The organism is Candidatus Zixiibacteriota bacterium, from assembly GCA_019038695.1.
Lineage (GTDB): Bacteria > Zixibacteria > MSB-5A5 > GN15 > FEB-12 > B120-G9.
On the sequence record JAHOYZ010000021.1, the window covers coordinates 38,234 to 57,791 of the forward strand.

14 protein-coding genes are annotated in these 19,558 nt (G+C 50.8%); 6 read left to right on the forward strand and 8 right to left on the reverse strand.

Annotation, left to right across the window (positions count from 1 at the left end; all coding sequences use genetic code 11):
• Nucleotides 1–30: 30 nt before the first annotated feature.
• Nucleotides 31–1,230, forward strand: coding sequence for a chorismate synthase (aroC, locus tag KOO62_07170; GenBank protein MBU8933772.1), 1,200 nt, complete (start codon nucleotides 31–33; stop codon nucleotides 1,228–1,230).
• A gap of 225 nt (nucleotides 1,231–1,455) precedes the next feature.
• A complete protein-coding gene (locus KOO62_07175; GenBank protein ID MBU8933773.1) occupies nucleotides 1,456–2,949 on the forward strand; it encodes a leucyl aminopeptidase in 1,494 nt (497 codons plus the stop codon).
• Between the two features lie 72 nt (nucleotides 2,950–3,021).
• On the opposite strand, the gene KOO62_07180 is transcribed toward KOO62_07175, so the two are convergent.
• The 5 genes from KOO62_07180 to KOO62_07200 all read right to left on the reverse strand — a co-directional run bounded on the left by KOO62_07180 (nucleotide 3,022) and on the right by KOO62_07200 (nucleotide 10,040).
• A complete protein-coding gene (locus KOO62_07180) occupies nucleotides 3,022–4,029 on the reverse strand; it encodes a hypothetical protein (protein MBU8933774.1) in 1,008 nt (335 codons plus the stop codon).
• A gap of 207 nt (nucleotides 4,030–4,236) precedes the next feature.
• Nucleotides 4,237–5,085: a hypothetical protein gene (locus KOO62_07185; protein MBU8933775.1), complete on the reverse strand. Its 849-nt coding sequence runs from the start codon at nucleotides 5,083–5,085 to the stop codon at nucleotides 4,237–4,239.
• A 179-nt stretch (nucleotides 5,086–5,264) separates the two neighbouring features.
• Nucleotides 5,265–8,888, reverse strand: a complete 3,624-nt coding sequence (gene nifJ / locus KOO62_07190) for a pyruvate:ferredoxin (flavodoxin) oxidoreductase (protein MBU8933776.1) — start codon at nucleotides 8,886–8,888, stop codon at nucleotides 5,265–5,267.
• Between the two features lie 59 nt (nucleotides 8,889–8,947).
• On the reverse strand, nucleotides 8,948–9,502 hold the full coding sequence (gene dcd / locus KOO62_07195) for a dCTP deaminase (GenBank protein MBU8933777.1): 555 nt from the start codon (nucleotides 9,500–9,502) through the stop codon (nucleotides 8,948–8,950).
• 100 nt (nucleotides 9,503–9,602) lie between these two features.
• Nucleotides 9,603–10,040: an Rrf2 family transcriptional regulator gene (locus tag KOO62_07200; protein MBU8933778.1), complete on the reverse strand. Its 438-nt coding sequence runs from the start codon at nucleotides 10,038–10,040 to the stop codon at nucleotides 9,603–9,605.
• Nucleotides 10,041–10,272: 232 nt separating this feature from the next.
• On the opposite strand from KOO62_07200, the gene cobO reads away from it, so the two are divergent.
• The 4 genes from cobO (at nucleotide 10,273) to KOO62_07220 (ending at nucleotide 16,302) form a co-directional block, all read left to right on the forward strand.
• Nucleotides 10,273–10,824 carry a cob(I)yrinic acid a,c-diamide adenosyltransferase gene (gene cobO, locus KOO62_07205; protein ID MBU8933779.1) on the forward strand — a complete coding sequence of 184 codons (552 nt, stop codon included), beginning with the start codon at nucleotides 10,273–10,275 and terminating at the stop codon, nucleotides 10,822–10,824.
• A 97-nt stretch (nucleotides 10,825–10,921) separates the two neighbouring features.
• Nucleotides 10,922–11,857 carry a thioredoxin-disulfide reductase gene (gene trxB, locus KOO62_07210; GenBank protein ID MBU8933780.1) on the forward strand — a complete coding sequence of 312 codons (936 nt, stop codon included), beginning with the start codon at nucleotides 10,922–10,924 and terminating at the stop codon, nucleotides 11,855–11,857.
• Nucleotides 11,858–12,240: 383 nt separating this feature from the next.
• A complete protein-coding gene (locus KOO62_07215; protein MBU8933781.1) occupies nucleotides 12,241–14,229 on the forward strand; it encodes a PAS domain S-box protein in 1,989 nt (662 codons plus the stop codon).
• Between the two features lie 48 nt (nucleotides 14,230–14,277).
• Complete coding sequence (locus KOO62_07220; protein MBU8933782.1) at nucleotides 14,278–16,302, forward strand: PAS domain S-box protein; 2,025 nt, start codon at nucleotides 14,278–14,280, stop codon at nucleotides 16,300–16,302.
• 51 nt (nucleotides 16,303–16,353) lie between these two features.
• Here the strand turns inward: KOO62_07220 and KOO62_07225 are convergent, their stop codons facing one another.
• The 3 genes from KOO62_07225 to KOO62_07235 all read right to left on the reverse strand — a co-directional run bounded on the left by KOO62_07225 (nucleotide 16,354) and on the right by KOO62_07235 (nucleotide 19,499).
• The gene (locus KOO62_07225) at nucleotides 16,354–17,634 is read right to left on the reverse strand and encodes a citrate (Si)-synthase (GenBank protein ID MBU8933783.1); all 1,281 of its coding nucleotides are present in this window, start codon (nucleotides 17,632–17,634) and stop codon (nucleotides 16,354–16,356) included.
• A gap of 164 nt (nucleotides 17,635–17,798) precedes the next feature.
• Nucleotides 17,799–19,163, reverse strand: a complete 1,365-nt coding sequence (locus KOO62_07230) for an FAD-binding protein (protein MBU8933784.1) — start codon at nucleotides 19,161–19,163, stop codon at nucleotides 17,799–17,801.
• Between the two features lie 45 nt (nucleotides 19,164–19,208).
• Nucleotides 19,209–19,499, reverse strand: a complete 291-nt coding sequence (locus KOO62_07235; protein ID MBU8933785.1) for a zinc ribbon domain-containing protein — start codon at nucleotides 19,497–19,499, stop codon at nucleotides 19,209–19,211.
• Nucleotides 19,500–19,558: the final 59 nt, after the last annotated feature.

Consider the following 19,558-nt stretch of genomic DNA (forward strand, 5'->3'; position numbering starts at 1 on the left):
TCTATCTCAACCAATCCTTAATTTAAGCTCATGTTGACTTACCTCACTTCCGGCGAATCTCATGGGCCGCAATTGACGGCCGTTATGGACGGACTCCCGTCCGGACTATCAGTGAACATCGACCAGATCAATTTCCAACTCGCTCGTCGTCAGAAGGGATATGGTCGGGGCGGACGTATGAAAATCGAGAACGATCAAGTCCAAATTGTCTCTGGTATTCGGGGGGGAGTAACTATCGGAGGGCCGATTACATTCGTTATTCCCAATCGTGACTGGGTCAACTGGAAGCGAATTATGCATCCCGTCAACGACCTGCCAGATGATTTGTCGCCAGGGGAGCGTCGGTTGGCGTACCAGACATCCTGTCCGCGACCGGGGCATGCCGACCTGGCTGGGGCTGTGAAATGGAACCACCATGATATGCGCAACGTACTTGAGCGAGCTTCAGCTCGTGAGACGGCGGCCAGAGTTGCTCTGGGTGCCTTATCACGACAGCTTCTGGAGCATTTCGGTGTTTCCATCGCTTCTCACGTAGTGCGCATAGGACCAGTGGCTCTGGATAGAAAATCTGATCTTTCAGATCTTGGTCTAGTGACGAGCGTTACGGAGGCATCCGAAGTTCGCTGCCTTGACAAGGAGACCGGGGAGAGAATGAAGGACGCTATAGATGAGGCGAAAGAAGCGGGCGATTCGCTGGGTGGTGTGGCCGAGATAATTATCCGTGGTCTACCCGTCGGACTGGGTGGCTTCTCGCAGTGGTACGATCGACTTGACGGTCAGCTGGCGGGAGCCATGATGGCTATTCACTCCGTCAAAGGGGTGGAAATAGGGATGGGTTTTGAAATGGCCACGCGGCACGGTTCCGAAGTACACGATCAGATATTTCACGACCCTGAGGGGAGCAGGAACCGGAAATATTTCTACCGTTCGAGCAACAACGCCGGCGGCATTGAGGGTGGTATCACCAACGGCGAGGACATCATCATACGCGTGGCAAGTAAGCCGATTTCGACCTTGACTCGCCCTCTAGCGACAGTTGATGTGCGTTCCAAGGAACCGGCTATAGCAATGGTGGAGCGAACCGACAACTGTGTAGTACCTGCTCTGGCGGTCATCGGAGAGACAGTTGCGTCCCTGGTGTTGGCGGAAGCCTTTCTGCAAAAATTTGGTTCGGATAATATGGTTGAGACGGAGCGCAACTATCGATCGTTTATTAAATCCGAGTTCTAACTGTCTATGCATGTCAATTCGCCTGTTGGTTTGGTATTGAAATCATGTACCTTGATCATCAAATGGCAGGCAGCTTAACCTACTGATAAGTACGGTAATCTTCATTGCAGTGTAAATGGGGAATCTCTCCGTGATTATTCAGAGTATAACGAAGTCTCAGGTTCAAATCGGTTGCCCACGCTGTGTCCAATGCTTAGCTTGTTCTCAACAACAAGGAGTTATGCTATGAATCTAAAGTACACGGCCGAACACCCGGCCAATTGTGACGCCGACAGTCTGGTGATATTCACGACTGAGTATGAGAAGATCTCCGACAAAACCCTGCGGGAACTTAACGTAACTTCGGGCGGGGCTGTCGAAACATTGCTGGACTCGGGCCAGTTCAAGGGCAGAGAAGGACAGATAGCGACCATCATGCACCCGGCTGGTTATTCAACCAAGCGAGCCATTCTCGTCGGAATAGGTGACCACCGCAAGGTGGATGCTGACTCATACCGTCGTGCTTCGGGGCGCTTGTCCAAAGATCCCGGCCTCAAGAATTCTTCCTCGGCTTCGTTCTACTTTGGCAAGGCGGAAGATGCTACATTTTATCAGGGAGCGATTGAAGGCTATATTCTGGGTGGTTTCAAGCAACGAGAATTCAAGACCGGGGATAACGCCGAAGATGATTCCAAACTCAAGACGGTTAATTTTGTAATCGATAACAAGCGTCTTTTAAAGCGGTTGGAGAAAGCTGTCACACGCGGCCGCATTATGGCTGAAGGACAGTGTCTGGTGCGTCGTCTGGCCAATACTCCTTCGAATCATTTGACACCTGCCAAGTTGGCTACGTTGGCTAAGAAATTGGCGAAGGCTAATGGTCTCGAATGTACGATCCTTGATCAGAAGAAAATCGAAGCCCAGAAAATGGGAGCCGTATTGTCGGTGGCCAAGGGGTCAGTTGAGCCGCCGAAATTCATTATCTTAAAATACTCAGGTGGTCATCCGGGTCAGAAACCGGTCGTGTTGGTAGGTAAGGGAGTGACTTTCGATGCTGGAGGTATATCGCTCAAACCACCTTTGTTGATGCACGAGATGCGGGGAGATATGGCTGGGGCGGCTACAGTTCTGGCCGCCATTGTTGCTGCGGCTCAGCTGGAGCTGCGACTGAATGTGGTTGCGCTCATGCCGGCGGTCGAGAATCTCCCTTCTGGTACGGCAACCAAACCCGGAGATGTGATCACTTCGCGCAAGGGGTTGACTATTGAAGTTATAAATACCGATGCTGAAGGACGGCTTATTCTCGCCGACGGACTTGATTTCGCCAATACTTTTGAGCCACAGGCGGTCTTGGATATAGCTACTCTTACGGGAGCGGCGCAGTACATTTTGGGTTATGCCGGAGCGCCTGTTCTGGGGAATAACGACAAGCTATTGCAACGAGTGATAAATGCCTCGGTGGCCACAGCCGAACCGGTCTGGGAGTTGCCGATTTGGGACTACCACCGTGACCAGATGAAATCATCGTTGGCCGATATGGTCAATTCTGCCGGCAAGTATGCGGGGACTATTACGGCTACCGTATTTCTTGAGAAATTCGTCGGCGATTGGCCGTGGGTGCATATTGACATCGCTTCAGTGGACCAGGAACCGAAAGGTCGTCCCTATATGCCCAAAGGTACTACCGGTTTCGGATTGCGCCTGATGGTCGAACTTCTGAGCAACTGGAAAAAGTTGTAGCAGAATCCCATCGATAGACATAGAAAAAGGCCGCTCAATTTGAGCGGCCTTTCTTTGAGATATTCTGAAAATCTATTTAGGCACGGCTTTTGACCAGGCGGGGAATTTGTCCAGTCCGGGGCCGGTCAGGCGACGAGCGCCGTTGCCGGTTATGTCGATTATCCAGACAGAACCATCGGTGGTCGAAAAAGTTATCCACTTGGAGTCGGGCGAGAAGGATGGCGCGAGAGTGTACATATAGGCTCCAACCGGGGGCGTGAAAACGAGGTAGTGTTCACTCAGATCTGAGGAGGCTATATACAATCCGCCATCGTTGATGTTGTTGTTTATGTAGGCGAGCCACTCGCCGTCGGGTGAGAAAGCTGGAGCAACCAGCTTGACATTGCTAGCGGAACGAGCGCGGATGGTATCAACCGGGACCATAAAGTTATCTTTGTCAAAGACGACAAATCCTACCGGGCGCTTCTTATAGATAGTGACGGCGGCAATCTTACCTTGTGGTGATGCTGTCGGGGCGATCAGGAAATCGTCATCGAAGTTCTGCCAGTCGTTGCGGAGAATCTGGAAGTTCTCACCGGTTGGTCCCATAGTGCATATCTGGTAATTCGGCATGCTGGCATTGACCAAATTGGCGTTCATGTCCTTGCAGAACGTGATCGTTTGTCCGTCGGCGGACCACTCGGGTCCTTTGCTACCGAGGTCGTCCGTCAGGCGTGTCCACCACATCCTATTGTTGGCGTATGCCGAATCCAGCCAGGCCACGAAGATGTCATAAACTTTGTGCATACCGCCCACGACAGGGTCGGGGCCTTTCAGGTCAACTTTGCCAGAGCGAGTGAAGGCGATCCTGCGGCCATCGGGTGCCCAGCTGACACGGCCGTCGGCGTTGATGGACTCGCAGATCATATCCTGGTTTTTTCCGTCAGCGTCCATGACCCACACGTTCCCACTTCTGAGAAAGGCAATTTTCCCCTCAGGTAGGCCAATGGTCCCGGCTTTGTCAGCCGGAAGTTTAACAGCACTGATTGCTACCAGCGGCAGCATAATCAGCGCAAGAGTAGTCAGAGCTAATTTTCTCATCCGAAATTCACTTCCAATCACAGGTTTCAATCTCCGTTTAATGTTCACGGGCACAGCCAAGTATACTCGGTAGAGGCCGTGTGTCAACCCCCCCTGCATTGATTGTCATAGCACCCCTCTCGCCGTTAGGCTTGGTTGCTCGTAGAGGGCAGAAGTATACGTCCCCACTTTGGGTCAAGTCCGGTCGTCAGCAGGGTTTGATCAGCCTTACCACTGAAAATACCGTCTAAATTCGACTTTACCCCGGAATCCAGACAGGTTCAGATCAACCCGACTGTCGGCTGTCTCATCATAGGTCACAACAACTTCGTCACCTTGAGTATTATACCAGGCTATGTTCTTGAAGTTCAGGTAGAAGTAGCCGGCATCAGCACAGAGAGCCAGATTAAAGAGATTCAACGGATAGTCCACACCTACATTGAAGGAGATACCGGGGGCCGAACCCTTGAAAGTAGTATTACCTTCAATCGGAACCGACGTGGCCAGGTTGAGATTTTCATATTCGTTCCAAAGGTCCCAACTGGCGTTGTATAAGCCCACCGTTGAGTTAAGGCGAATAGATATACTTTGGATCGGTGTCCCTGGTTGCGGAGAGTTCTTGAGGAAATAGTTTATGCCTGTGGAGAACCCGTAGACTTTGATCTTGCTGGTGAGATCACTAACTTCTATCGGTGTACCCGACGGAGGTGTGTATGTGAAAGGTCCGGCTTCATCAGATCCGAGTTGCATCCAGTATTCGCCGCCTACGGTCCAGGCTATCCGATTACCAATGCGCAGACCCATTTCAAGTCCGAATGACGAGGCCAGGTCGAGCGAGGCAATGTCGGCAGTGTTAACCCGGGCAGAGTTGGCAGTGGCGAACCGGTTGTACGAATTATCCCGGTTTATTCGATTAGCCGTATAACTCAGAGATATCCAACTGAGCTTCTTGGTGTGTTTTTCCTCAGTTTTCTTGAGGAATTTATCGATGATATCCTGCTCGGTCTGGGCACTGACGGTGGTGACGGCGGCCAGAAGAATGACCAAGGCACTGAGAATCATAATAACTCGACGCATAATACCTCCCGGGTACGTTCAGTTGAAACAGCTATTTGTTCGATTATCGGACGAATTGAGAGGTTTCTTGATTCGCTGTGTGTAGAATATGCACTCAAGAAAAGGGCGGGTCATTACGACCCGCCCTGGATTGGTCTGGTTATCAGGCCAGAACGCCTGCCATTGGCATCAGCCCTTGACTACTTCTCTTTGAGCGAGTAGTCCATCTTGGCCAATTGTGAATACATGTTCCAGCGACGGTCACAGTCGATCTGACCGAGTTCCATCAGGTTTTTAGCCCGGTCCGGATCCATGGCCTTCAAAGTACGGAAACGGTTCTCCGAATAGGCGAAGTCGCTAAACGAAATGGACGGTGCCTTGGAATCGAGCTGTAGCGGGTTCTTGCCCAGTCCGATGAGATCCGGGTTATAGCGGTACAGCATCCAATGGCCGGATTTGACCGCCTTGTCCTCTTGTTCAAGTCCACTGGCCATGTCAATACCGTGGGCGATACAATGGCTGTAGCAGATGAGAAGGGAGGGGCCGTCGAATCGTTCAGCTTCAACCATCGCCTTGACGGTCTGGTTGTGGCTGGCTCCGATGGCTACCTGAGCTACATACACCGAACCGTAGGCCATCATCATCAATCCAAGGTCCTTTTTGCCAAGTGGTTTGCCAGCCGCAGCAAACTTGGCGGTCGAACCGCGCGGAGTGGATTTGGACATCTGTCCGCCGGTATTGGAGTAGACTTCGGTGTCGAGGACCAGAAGGTTCACGTTGCGGCCGGAGGCCAGTACATGATCAAGTCCACCGAACCCGATGTCGTACGCCCACCCATCACCACCAATTGCCCAGATGGACTTTTTGGTTAGGAAATTGGCCACATTCTTGAGCGCCGTTACCTTGTCATTATCGGGGAGTGTGTCGAGTTTTGCCACGAGCGCCGCAACGCGTTTGCGTTGTTCCTCGATCTTCTCCTGATTGTCCTGATCGGCGTTGGCGAGGTCGTCATACATCTCGGGTGCAAGTTCTTTGGTGAGATCCAGCGCATACCTTTGGAGCTGGTCGGCGGTTAGTCGCATTCCCATGCCGAACTCGGCACAATCTTCAAACAATGAGTTGGACCAGGCCGGTCCCAGTCCGTCGGCTCGAGTACAGAACGGAGTGGTTGGGAGGTTGCCGCCATAGATCGAACTGCACCCGGTGGCGTTGGCACACAGAGCGCGGTCGCCGAACAATTGTGTCATCAGCTTCACGTAAGGTGTCTCGCCACAGCCAGCACAAGCTCCGGAGAACTCGAAAAGTGGCTTCACGAATTGGGAACCCTTGACGGTCTCGATCTTGAACAGGGCCGGATCCGGTTCAGGCAACTGATTGTTGAAGAAATCCCAATTTGTTCTCTCCTGTTCGCGCAGTGGTGGCTGAGGAGCCATCTCAATGGCGAACTTACCGGTCTTGTTGCCCTCAGTATCCTTGACTTCGGCTGGGCAGGCATGGACGCAAATTTCGCATCCGGTGCAATCCTCAGGCGCGACTTGCAGGGAATACCATAGTCCTTTAAAAGCCTTCGTTTTGGCTTCGACCGCCTTAAATGCCTTGGGTGCCCCTTCGAGATCAGCTTTCTGGAAGACTTTGGGGCGGATAGCCGCGTGCGGGCAAACAATCGAGCAAATGTTGCACTGGATGCACGCCTCCGTGTCCCAGACAGGAATATCGACGGCGATATTACGTTTCTCGTACTGAGTTGTAGCGGTCATGTATGTACCGTCATCAGGGAAAACGGACACCGGGAGATCATCACCACGACCAGCGATGATTTCAGCTGTAACTGACTTGACGAACTCAGGAGCATGGTCCGGTACAATCGGGGGCATGGTGATTGTGCTGGAGACCTTGTGAGGGTAGTTCACTTCTTTGAGAGCCTCAACGGCGGCATCAACCGCCGCGAAGTTCATATCGACTACTTTTTGTCCCTTACTGCCATAGGATTTGACAATGGCATCCTTGATAGCGTCGATGGCCTTGTCCTTGGGAAGGATGTTGGAGATGAAGAAGAAGGCGGTCTGCATGATCATATTGATCCGAGAGCCAAGCCCTAACTTCTTGGCCACCGCGATGCCATCAATCACAAAGAATTTGGCTTTCTTGTCGATAACCTGTTGCTGGACTTCTTTAGGGATGTTATCCCAGACTTCGTTCGCTCCAAACGGTGAGTTTAGCAGGAAAGTGCCGCCCTCAATCAGTTTGCCAACCATGTTGTATTTCTCAAGGAACGAGAAATTATGACAGGCGACAAATTGCGCGCTATTAATCAGGTAAGGTTTGCGAATCAGTTCTTTGCCAAAGCGCAGATGTGAAACCGTGATTGCCCCGGCTTTCTTGGAATCATAGACAAAGTAACCCTGGGCGAAGTTGTCTGTGTTACCGCCGATGATCTTGATCGAGTTCTTGTTGGCTCCTACAGTGCCGTCCGATCCCAAGCCGAAGAACAGACCTCGGAAATTGTCACCTTCGAGATCGAAGGACAGGTCCGAATCAAGTGAGGTCATGGTGACGTCATCATTGATACCTACGGTAAAGTGGTTCTTGGGGGCGTCCGCTTTCAAGTTATCGAAAACAGCCTTTGCCATGGGGGGATTGAACTCATGGGAACCCAGGCCGTATCGTCCGCCGACTATGACCGGGTGCTCGGCGAAGGGTGCTGTCTTGTCGGCCAGGGCTTCAGTCACAGCCGCCTGTACGTCAATGTACATTGGTTCACCAATGCCACCGGGTTCTTTCGTGCGGTCCATGACAGCGATCTTTTTAACTGTGGCTGGCAAAGCCTTCATGAAAGCATCCACGGAGAATGGCCGATAGAGACGAACCTTGATGAGGCCGACTTTCTCTCCCTTGGCCATGAGAGCATCAACCGTCTCATGAACGACTTCGGAGCCGGTTCCCATAATAACCACGACGTGCTCTGCCTGGGGATGGCCGATGTAGTCAAAGAGATGATACTGGCGTCCCACAACAGAAGCAAACTTGTCCATAGCATTCTGGACAATAGCCGGTGTATTCTCGTAGTACTTGTTTATCGTTTCACGGTGCTGGAAGAAAACATCGGGGTTTTGAGAAGTACCCTTGATGGTCGGACTGTCGGGGGAGAGGGCGCGTTGACGCTGAGCAGCTACCAGCTTTGACGGTAGCAGATCGCGCATGTCATCGTAGCAGATTTCCTGGACTTTTTGTACTTCGTGTGAAGTACGGAAACCGTCAAAGAAATGAACAAAAGGTACTCTGCTCTCCAGCGTGGACCTTTGGACGATCAAGGCCAAGTCCATGACTTCCTGGACCGAACCGGAAGCAAGGAGTCCGAAGCCTGTACCTCGAACCGACATCACATCACTATGATCACCGAAAATTGACAGAGCGTGGGTGGCCACAGCTCTGGCTGTGACATGGAACGCAGTCGGGGTCAACTCACCGGCTATCTTGAACATGTTGGGGATCATCAGCAAAAGACCCTGTGAAGCCGTAAAGGTCGTTGTGAGAGCGCCGGTAGTCAATGCTCCATGTACGGCACCGGAGGCGCCCGCTTCGGATTGCATTTCGATTACATCGGGGATGGCACCCCAGATGTTCTTCTCACCGGCGGCCGATTTGGCGTCGGACATCTCACCCATATCCGATGACGGAGTGATGGGATAAATAGCAATAACTTCGTTGGTTGCATGAGCGACATAGGCCGCCGCCGTGTTACCATCGATAGTGACCATGCGTCGTTTGCGATCGTCATGTTTTTTCTGTTTGTCCGTAGCTGATGCTACAGCTTCTTGACTCATTTCAAATCTCCTGCAATGTGTATGTCACGAATTGTCGCAATTCACTATTATGATAGAACTCAGTCCAGCTTTGACAGAGTAATCTCCTGCTGGCTCTGGTATTTTCCTTTTTTGTCCTTATAGGATTTTTGGCAGCTATCAGCACCCTCAAGAAACAGCAGTTGGCCGATGCCTTCGTTGGCATAGATACGGACCGGTACCGGCGAGGTATTAGCCAGTGAAAGGGTGGCGAAACCTTCCCACTCCGGTTCAAAAGGAGTAACATTAACCACGATGCCGCACCGGGCATAAGTTGACTTACCGGTACAGATTGTGATGACTCCACGCGGGATACGGAAGTACTCAAGCGTTCTGCCCAGAATGAATGAATTGGCCGGAATCAGGATCGATTCGGCCTTAACATCAGTGAATAGTTTGTCATCGACCTGTTTAGGGTCCAGCTCAGCCACACCGTCAAAGGCTGGTTTTCTGAACTTGTTTGATAGACGGAAATCATACCCGTAACAGGATACACCATAGCTGACACCAGTCCTGACTTGCTCAGCCGAGAAAGGTTCAATCATTGCCTGATTCCGTGCCATTTCAATTATCCAACTATCCGGTTTTACAGCCATCTTGTGGCGACTCCTTAACCAATCAAAATTTGTGTCGGAAGATAAGGTCAAATATGTAAAGTGTAAACACAAATCTAATGAAGAACTGGCCTGATTACCTTCAGGAAGGGGACTCCTGGAGCTTCTGCCACTTGACCAGGTCCTCTACTGTGTAATGCTCAAAAACCGAGACCATTTTGCTCTCGGCGAGGACCAACAACTCCCTCAGGGCACAGAAACCGTCTTTGTCGCAAGCCGATCGATCATTGGTGCATTTCATAAGATGGTACGATCCGACAATCGCCTCTAAGACCTCTTTTGTACTTACTTCAGCGGGGTTTCTGGATAGGGAGAACCCGCCCCTGACGCCACGATGGGAACGGATGATATCTGCCCGGGAAAGAGACTGAAATATCTTGGCCAAGAATTTCTCCGGGATATCAGTTGCTTCCGAAATTTCTGAGAGAGGAGTGGCTATATTCTGGTCTTTCTCAGCCAGGTACATGACCCCGAGGATGCCGTATTCTTCTGCTTTGGTGAACTGCATGGTCGATTCCATATCTGTCGTCGTTGCGCCTCGCCCTATGGCTATTACAATCCGGTCGGGCAAGCCAGTAAATCAACAAACCAATTAACTATACATAATGTAGACCTTTAGGTCAAAATAAATGCTATCTTCCCTCGTTCGTCACCCGATGTCCCAAAGAACCACAACATCTGTTGACATTCGGCCTTTGGGGTTGCTAACTTAGATACTTGGTGCAGTCGGTGGATATGATACCGAGGATGTGATGGAAAATCAAACCGAGCAACAGAGCAAATCACTGCTGATTGTCTATACCGGCGACGGTAAGGGTAAAACCACAGCGGCGCTTGGTATGTGCCTGCGAGCGATTGGACATGATTGGCATGTATGTGTCATACAGTTTATCAAGGGAACTTGGAAGTACGGGGAAATTGAGGGACTCAAACGGCTTGGCGCACACATTGAACTGAATATTGTAGGTGAGGGGTGTGTGGGCATCATGAATGACAGAAAGGATTTCGAGGAACATCGGCAGGCGGCGCGAAATGGAGTCAAGCTCGCTATCGAAAAGATTCGATCAAATGGTTACGAACTTGTTGTCCTTGATGAGCTTAATGTGGCGGTTGATCTTGGTTTGGTGACTGACGAAGAGGTCGAGGAATTACTGGAAGCTCGGGGTAGTAGATTGCACATGGTCATTACCGGTCGCAATGCCAGAGAGTGGTTGATCGAAAGGGCTGATCTGGTTACGGAGATGAAGGAAGTCAAACACCCTTTCCAGAAGGGTGTGCTGGCCAAAAAGGGAATTGACTGGTGAAATGTTTAGAAATGAGAGATCTTCCCGGCCGGATTGTGGTTTAGTTTGGCAAGAGATTCAGGTTAATTATACGGGTTACGATATAGAGGTGTGACAGATGGCTGAAGAGAAAAAGTATGATATCGTTATTGTAGGCGCCGGACCGGGTGGACTGACTGCTGGATTGTATGCGGCCAGAGCGCAACGTAAGGTCGTGTGCCTTGAGAAGCTCCAACCCGGAGGACAGATCGCCAACACCGAAGAGGTGGAGGACTATCCGGGGTTTGAACACATTTCGGGGTGGGAATTAGCTCAGAAGATGGCCGATCATGCTAAGAAATTCGGTTTGAAAATCGAATCGGAAGAAGTTGAGGAAATTTGTGTTGAAGGCGAAGACCGACTGGTGCGTTGTGCCTCCGGGACAACCTATCGGGCTAAGGCTGTCATATTATCCACAGGTGGTTCACCCGTGTATCTTGGTGTACCGGGAGAAAAGGAATATACTGGTAAGGGGGTATCCTACTGTGCCATTTGTGATGGAGCCTTCTTTCGCGATCAAGTTATTGCCGTTGCTGGTGGGGGAGACGCCGCGGTGGAGGAGGCGATATTCCTGACGAAGTTTGGCTCCAAGGTATGCATAATTCACCGCCGTGATGAACTCCGCGCCCAGAAGATCATTCAGCAGCGAGCTTTCGACAATGACAAGATCGAGATTATCTGGGATTCGGTAGTGGAATCTGTCAATGGAGATGGCAATAAGGTAACAGATCTTTCTATCAAGAATGTCAAAAAGGGAGACAAGTTCACACTTAAGGTTGGCGCCATATTTGTATTTATTGGCTTCCGACCCAACTCCGACATTACCCGCGAGGCGCTTCGCAGGGACCAGGGTGGGTACATTCTCACTGACGAGAAGATGGAGACTTCCATTCCCGGCATATATGCTTGCGGAGATGTTCGGGCTCAATTAGTAAGACAGATTACCAATGCCGTTGGCGACGGTACAACAGCGGCAGTTGCGGCTGAAAAACGGCTGGAAGAATTGGGGGATTAAGTCTCCGTTCTGGTCGAACTCTGATTCCGAAGGCACAAACTAGTGAGGTCAAGTGTGCATGATCCTGCGCATTTGATGAATCAGCAGGCAGTACGAAACTGGTTTTGAAACTGCTCTGCTGTTGTCTGGAAGATACCATACAGCGCCTAAGTCGCGTCATACATTGAACAAGCTACAATCTTGAACGTCCCTATGTTGAATAACGGCATGTGGATTGCTATATATGCATAGCGGTGATAATTATCTTTCAGGGAAATTCCTGGGAGTGGTGCGCGCTGGTATTCCAGCCACCTGACATCTGAGTCGGGCAATCCCCCTCCACCACTCCCAGTTTTTTTTATCCAACCCGACTCTTCATTCAAAATCTGCCGATATATAGGTTGATGTATCAGAACACGCAAAAAGCATTCGAGAAGTTTGTTGCTGATCACAAACCTGGGTTGATGGTCAGGTTGAGCCATCTGATTATCGTACAGGTGGCTTTTGTGTTTGCGGCTTTCATCTTGATAGTCCTGTATCCCAGTGCTCAGGGATCGTGGAGTAGGGATACCGAGCGTCTAACAGCGCATTTGAAGGTGCATGAATCGCAGATGCTGACGGTTATGGGCGACTCGAACGGTGGGCCAGCTGATTCGCTGACACAAGCCAGGGCCGAGGTTGTTTTGGGGGAGACAATGGCTGTGGACAAGGGCATTGTCTTAGCCCAACTTCGTTTTCACCAATCTGATGGAGAATCTCTGGAGTGTTGGTATCGGCCTGATACTACGGCAGCCGTCGGCCAGGATCTGGATATCTTGTGCGAAGTCAGAGCCATTGATGACCGGCAGTTGTGGGGTGCAGATCTGCATGGGCGTTTGATTCCTCTTGAACTGGATAACGAACGTATCCTGTACGGTTATTCATTCGGAGAAGAAACCGGCAATACAGCGTTGCTCCTTTTTGTGTGGGAACATAATCTTCTGGTGTCTGACCGGTCCGCAATGCTCTATGCCTTGTTGATTCTCTTCCTCGGCGCGACACTGTCGGCGTTGTTGATGGTCTATCTCATCATTCGACGGTTCAACCATCCATACCGCCTCCTCCTTCATGGTCTCGAACAAACGGCACAAGGAGAAATGTATTTCGAAATTAAGGGAGAGGGTGAACAGGAATTGGATCGAGTGCGAACTGCCTTTAACCAAATATCTCGAACTTTGTGGGATGACCAGCAAAAGATGGCGCAGTATGACCATCGACTGAAAGATGCCACTGTAAGTCTGAAGGAGTCACAGATTCTGCTCGGGACGATCATTGAAAACTCACCAGTCGGGGTGGTGGCAAGCGATCTCAACGGTAGTATTATCATTTTCAATCGCAAAGCATCGGAGCTTTTTGGTTATAGTATTCGGGAGGCAATGGGTAGTCCACTGGAGACAATATTCGACAGAGCAGTTGACTCTCAGACCGACGAAGAGAAATCCACCGATAGCGAATCAGGGTTTGAGATTGTTGGACGCAGGAAGGATGACAGCCATTTTCCAGCCTACCTGATAAGCCTGCCGTTAGCCGCTGGCGACGGATCTCCGATTGCGCAACTGTACATGGTCCGGGATATTACCGAAAGTAAGCGGTTTCAGGAAATGATGATTCGGTTGGACCGGTTCTATAACCGCGGACGGATGTCGGGCGAGATTGCTCACGAAATCAATAACCACCTGTCGGTTCTGTCCGGAAATCTGGAATTGCTGCCACTTGCTATGGCGAGAGGAGAGCAAGAGAAAACTGATCGCAATCTGCAACAAATGCGGGAAGCTGTTGAACGCATAAATCGCTTCTCGGATGGACTGATGGACAGCAATCAGAGTGTCCAGGGTGATGTTACACTTGAAGTGTGTGATGTGAACCAATTGGTAGAGAATGTGATCACATTTCTAAAACCACAGAATCGTTTCGATAGGGTTACCATTGATACGCGTCTATCGACGAGTGTTCCACTGGTGCAAATTGATGCGGCACAGGTTCAGCAGGTATTGGTGAACCTGGTTGATAATGCTGCTGAGGCCATCTGCGATAGTGGAGTTGAGGGACACATTGTTGTTTCTACAGCGACTACTGTTATCTGCGGTGAGCGGGCTGCCTGTATTGAGGTTTCCGACAATGGTCCAGGAGTACCGTCTGATAAGGTAGACAGGCTCTTTGAGCACCGTTTTACGACCAAACTACGGGGAAATGGAATTGGGTTGGTGACCTGCCGGAAAATACTCGACGGCCATAACGGTCAAATTACATACGCCTATGACCAGGGTGCGATCTTCACCCTCTGTTTGCCCGTCTGGCAGTCTGCCGATTTTGACGTGACTTCGTTTTCTTCAACGCTTATGCCCAGTGCGTAGACATAGCTTTTTGTTGCAGCCAGGAGCTCGCGCCTCTTTCTTCATTACATGAGTGAGTTGAAAAGGACTTCCGCATCGGGACTTGATCGGCCTGTGCTCGTGATAGTCGTAGTGCTATTGGCCCTATTAGTCTTCGTGTTTGCGTGGGTCGGGATGCGAGTCAGCCGGGCTGACAGTCTTAGCCTGTTGGTGATGCAGGGGACGACATTTACAGAGGCGCTAGCGAATTCCTCAAGGAATGCAATTGCATCGGAGTCATTCTACGATCATCTGGTTCATCGACGATTCAGTGAGATAGTAGCGAATCTGAGTGACATCCCACTGGACGGGAAGGCTGACGAATCGTTGCAGCAGATCGCTCAGCGGCATGATCTTAGAGCGGCATTCATATGTGACCTCGACGGCTCGACAATAGTCTCCACCCCAAACAATGGGGAGTACGGTTCTCTTCCAGATTTCGTGATAGAGGAAATCAGAGCTCTGGCTGACGATCCTGAGAGCTACTATGTGCTTCTCTTCTATCAGGGTGGTGACGTGGGTCAGGCTGATCATTATTATCTTCGGTTAGCCAACACGCTTGATCGTGTTTTCGTGGTGGTGGCTGATGCCCTCTACTATGCGGAAGGACTCAGCCAGACTCAGATTGGTTACCTGGTACAGAGCATGGCCCGGGAAGCGGGTGTGGAATATATCATTTATCAATCAACGGACGGCATCATCTTTGCCTCCCGTGCTACCGGTCAATTGCTGGCGATTGAGTCCGATCCTTTTCTGGCCGCAGCCCTTGAAGGTGATACGATTGTTCATCGACAATATCGGTTCCAGGATCGGGACGTGCTTGAGTTGGTGCGGCCGTTTGCGACCGATGAGTATCCTTTCGGATTGTTTCGGATCGGCCTTTCACTGGACGGGTTCTATGCCGTTTCGCGGGGGTTCGATCGTCTGATGGCGGTTCTGGCGATTGCTATGTTCGGTCTGCTTCTGTTTGGTTTGCTTTATTTCAACAGTCGTCAGAAACGTCGGCAAATCAGTCGTGAATTGCGTGACATAAAATCCAGCACGGACGTAATCTTTGATCAGATGCGGACCGGTGTGGCAGCACTCAGCCCCGATGGTACGATAGTTATCGCCAACCGCGCTTTCGAGAAGATTCTGGGTGTGAGAGATGTCCTGGGACGGTTATGGGATGAGGTTGTCACTATTCCCGAGCTACACTTGGGAGAGGTGGGAGAGTGGCAAAGATTTTCTGAAGAACGCGAAATTGTGACTGGTGCTGATGGTCGGAGCAAGACTCTATTGGTGGCAGCTTCCGAAGTTGCTCTTGGTGAGAAAAGCCCCTCGGGATTGGTTGTCGTTGTCTATGACATCACACGCCTGAAAGAGATCGAACAGGCTTCCGCTCAGCGTGAACGGCTGTCCGAAATGGGTGAATTGGCCGCAGGAGTAGCCCATGAGATCAGAAATCCTTTGAATGCAATTGCCATCGCCGCCCAACGATTAGCCAAAGAGTTTATACCGGACTCCAACCAGGATGAGTATCAAGCATTCACCGGTGAAATCCGTAAGGAAGCACAGCGCCTCAATGACATCATTACCCGATTCTTGGCTCTGGCCCAGACCGGGCGCGAGGTCTTGTCGGAGGTTGTCCTCAGCGAGTTCTTTGAGGAATTTGGCCGTCTTCTGAAGATTGAGGCTGGTGAGTTGAACATCAGGCTGGAGATTGAAGTCCAACCGCATCTTGCCGTGAGGGCCAATTCCGACCGCCTGCGCGAGCTATTCACAAATCTGTTTGGTAATGCTAAAGAAGCTCTGGTTCGTCGTTCCGACGGACAAGTTCGCATCAGTGTTCAGAGAGTCGATATCGGAGTAGAGATCAGATTCTCGGACAACGGCCCCGGGATCGAACTTGATCAGCGCGATAAGATTTTCACACCATACTTCACGACCAAGGATGGGGGAACTGGATTGGGACTGCCGACAGTGCATCGCATTGTCTCTGATTTTGGCGGGACGATAACGGTGGGAGCGTCCGAATCCAGCGGTGCGGAGTTCATCATCAGGATACCTTCATAAGAAAAGGCGGCCCCATCGGGACCGCCTTCAAAGTAGTCACACAAATCGTGTTTACTTTTTCTTTGCAGCCTTCTTCAGCCAGGCGGTGCTGACTGATTTTGGCCGTGTGATCGGGGAGCCCAGCGCGCGGTTGAGAATCAACTGCGACAGCATACCCATTGCACGTGAAACCGAGAACAGTACTGTGTAGTACTCGAACTGGGTTAGGCCGAAAGCATACAGAACGGCGCCGGAACCGGCATCGACATTCGGCCACGGGTTAGCAGCCTTGCCGTGTTCTTTCAGAACGCCTGGCACAACGTTGTAAACCAGCTTGACCGTCTTGTAGACCGGATCCTTGGCGAGATACTTCTTGCCAAAGGCGAGGAAGGCGGTGAAGCGCGGATCAGTAACACGCAGTACAGCATGACCGTAGCCAGGGATCACCTTGTGGGCGTTGAGAGTCTCCCAGGCATAATCGGTAATCTGCTTCTTGGTCGGTACGCCACCAAACTTGTCGATTGTCTCCAGGACCCAGTTGAGGCATTCCTGGTTGGCGAGACCGTGCAGAGGACCAGCCAGACCATTCAGACCGGCTGAGACGGCGTAGAAAGGATCAGAAAGAGCCGATCCTACCGTGTGGCAGGTATTGGCTGAAACGTTGCCACCTTCATGGTCGCAGTGCAGAGTCAGGTAGAGGCGCATCATTTTGGCGGTGTCGCCCTTGCGAGGAGCCAAACCAAGCATCTTGGCATAGTCGGCGGCCCAATCGAGAGTTCTCGACGATTTAATCAATTTTGCCTTGTGATACTTAATGCGGTAGACACCGGCGGCGATGGTGTGAATCGTGCCCATCACTCGCATGGCATCCTCAAACGTTGCATCCCAATAGTCCTGCTTGGCCATACCTTCCGCGTAACGCTTGCGGAAGACAGATTCGTTTTCCATGGCCAGGATAGCAGTGTCGAGCATGGCCATCGGGTGCGATGATTTCGGCATAGCTTTAAGGACTTTCCAGACGTAGTCGGGAACTTTGCCGTAGGTCTTGAGTTCCTTTTGGAACAAGGCCAACTCACCCTTGGTCGGTAGTTTGCCGATCGTGAGCAGCCAGAAGATCTCCTCGGGGAGTTTCTTCATGAGTTTATCAAGAGTGTAGCCGCGGACGATGAGTCCCTTATCCGGCTCAACGACTGAAGTATCACAGCACATACCTTTGATGCCGCGCATACCACCAATCGCCTGAGCGATGTTGACGTCGGAGATCTTTGTAGCTCCGTGCTTTTTGAGAAGATTGACGCGCTCTTTGCGGAGCTTCGGGATCTGTGCAGCCAATGTCTCTTTCAGAGTCTTCACCATGAGATGTTCCTTTGATCTGTGAGTTTATGTATTTCGTAAGTTTCTTTACTCAGCTAAACGGCCTCCAATGTGAAACAATTCACATCCTCTGTCGCGTAATTGTAATATGTCCTTAAGGTATTGTCAAGTCCAAGACAGTTAAAATGAGACGCTCTTATCTATTAAGGAAAGATTTTCCCGGGGTTGAGAATCTGGTTTGGATCAAAAACGTCCTTGATTCGTTTCATGCTCAATAGTGTGGCTGCATTGAACTCTGATTCCAGATATTTGCGTTTGGTCAAACCGATACCATGTTCGCCGGTCAACGTGCCGCCAAGTTCGATAGCTTTATGAAGAAGATGTTCGATCTCTTGTTCCATCGTCCGGCGAAAACTGGCGGAGTCTTCTGTCGCCATGAAATTGATGTGCAGGTTGCCATCACCGGCGTGGCCATAACAGTTGATGCGAAGCGGGGAAGAGGTGTTCATTTGACGGACAAAGGCGACCAGCTCAGGCAGTCGGGAGATAGGCACTGCTACATCTTCGGACATTCGCAAGACAGCCATCGCTTTCATGGCTTTTGATATATTACGGCGAACTGCCCAGAGACTGTCGGCCTTATTGTGGTTAGTTTCGATCCGAAGATATGAGCATTGATTGGATTCACACAGATGCCGAATGGTATTGGTCTGGATTTCCCTTTCGAGATCGTTGGTTTCGATGAGCAAGAGTGCGGCAGCATTATCGAGCTCTTGTGAGTGCTCGTATTCATTGGCGCAAGCGGCAGCATCGCCATCGATGTACTCGAGTACTGTAGGCACCAGTCCGGTTCGAATAATATCGGATACAGTCTGTGCAGCAGACTGTGTATGGTCAAAAGCGACCAACAAGGTCGTGCCGACGTCACTGGCCGGGATCAAACGGACAGCGATCTCTGTAATCACAGCCAACGTACCCTCGGAGGCGATCAGAACATCTCCAAGCGCGAAACCTTTTCCTCCACCGTAAAGGCCGGTTCGCAGCAGACTTCCGTCGGGAGTAATCGCTCTTAGTCCGATGATATAATCTTTAGTGACGCCGAATCTTTTGCAGCGTAGACCGCCGGCACCTTCAGCGACATTCCCGCCGAGTGTCGATTCTTCAAAACTTGCCGGATCGGGTGGGTAGGCCAGACCGTGCTCGGCGACGGCGTCCTGCAACTGTTTGGTGATAACACCTGGACCGCAGAAAGCGCGAGAACACTTCGTATCGATGTCCAGCTTCATCATTCTCTCGGTAGATAGAACCAATCCACCTGAAGCAGGTACGCACCCGCCGGACAAACCGGTACCGGCACCCCTTGGGATTAGTGGTATTTCTTTGTCACGGCAAAAAGAAAACGATGCGATCACATCTTCTTCGCTCTCGGCAAAGACAATCGCGGCTGGCTCACCAGTCTCGTCGGTGGCATCATGACGATAGGGTTCAAAATGGTCTGGATCAAGAACGAGGCTATCCGGATTCGAGAGTTGCTTTCGGAGTGAATCGCAATCGGATTTGGATAGCATTGATCTCGGTGAAGTACTGATGTCTGTTAGGATTTAGGACAGACGTCAATCCTTCTTTTTCGTGTCCGTTTTCTTCTTGGTTTTATCGGATGAACTGGTGCTGGAGGAGGTCGTAGCTGTCGTGGTATCCTTGCGAGCATCCGATTTGTATTTATCACTGCGATAATCAGTTTGGTAGAAGCCGTGACCTTTGAAAATAAATCCGACTCCACCAGTAATCACCCGCTCAGTTAGTCCATCACACTCAGGGCAGAAAGTTATCGGGGGGGCTGTTATGCTCTGGAATTCTTCAAAATCATAGCCGCACTTGGTGCACCGATATTCGTATGTTGGCATTCTGTCGTCGCCTTATATTCTGATATTGAAAGCAGTAAGAAACCGGGGAACCGGTTTTC

Bases quoted from the DNA above. Each gene is read 5' to 3' on its own strand.
- aroC (MBU8933772.1), top strand. From the start codon at position 31: ATGTTGACTTACCTCACTTCCGGCGAATCTCATGGGCCGCAATTGACG.
- KOO62_07175 (MBU8933773.1), top strand. From the start codon at position 1,456: ATGAATCTAAAGTACACGGCCGAACACCCGGCCAATTGTGACGCCGAC.
- KOO62_07180 (MBU8933774.1), bottom strand. From the start codon at position 4,029: ATGAGAAAATTAGCTCTGACTACTCTTGCGCTGATTATGCTGCCGCTG.
- KOO62_07185 (MBU8933775.1), bottom strand. From the start codon at position 5,085: ATGCGTCGAGTTATTATGATTCTCAGTGCCTTGGTCATTCTTCTGGCC.
- nifJ (MBU8933776.1), bottom strand. From the start codon at position 8,888: ATGAGTCAAGAAGCTGTAGCATCAGCTACGGACAAACAGAAAAAACAT.
- dcd (MBU8933777.1), bottom strand. From the start codon at position 9,502: ATGGCTGTAAAACCGGATAGTTGGATAATTGAAATGGCACGGAATCAG.
- KOO62_07200 (MBU8933778.1), bottom strand. From the start codon at position 10,040: ATGGAATCGACCATGCAGTTCACCAAAGCAGAAGAATACGGCATCCTC.
- cobO (MBU8933779.1), top strand. From the start codon at position 10,273: ATGGAAAATCAAACCGAGCAACAGAGCAAATCACTGCTGATTGTCTAT.
- trxB (MBU8933780.1), top strand. From the start codon at position 10,922: ATGGCTGAAGAGAAAAAGTATGATATCGTTATTGTAGGCGCCGGACCG.
- KOO62_07215 (MBU8933781.1), top strand. From the start codon at position 12,241: ATGTATCAGAACACGCAAAAAGCATTCGAGAAGTTTGTTGCTGATCAC.
- KOO62_07220 (MBU8933782.1), top strand. From the start codon at position 14,278: ATGAGTGAGTTGAAAAGGACTTCCGCATCGGGACTTGATCGGCCTGTG.
- KOO62_07230 (MBU8933784.1), bottom strand. From the start codon at position 19,163: ATGCTATCCAAATCCGATTGCGATTCACTCCGAAAGCAACTCTCGAAT.
- KOO62_07235 (MBU8933785.1), bottom strand. From the start codon at position 19,499: ATGCCAACATACGAATATCGGTGCACCAAGTGCGGCTATGATTTTGAA.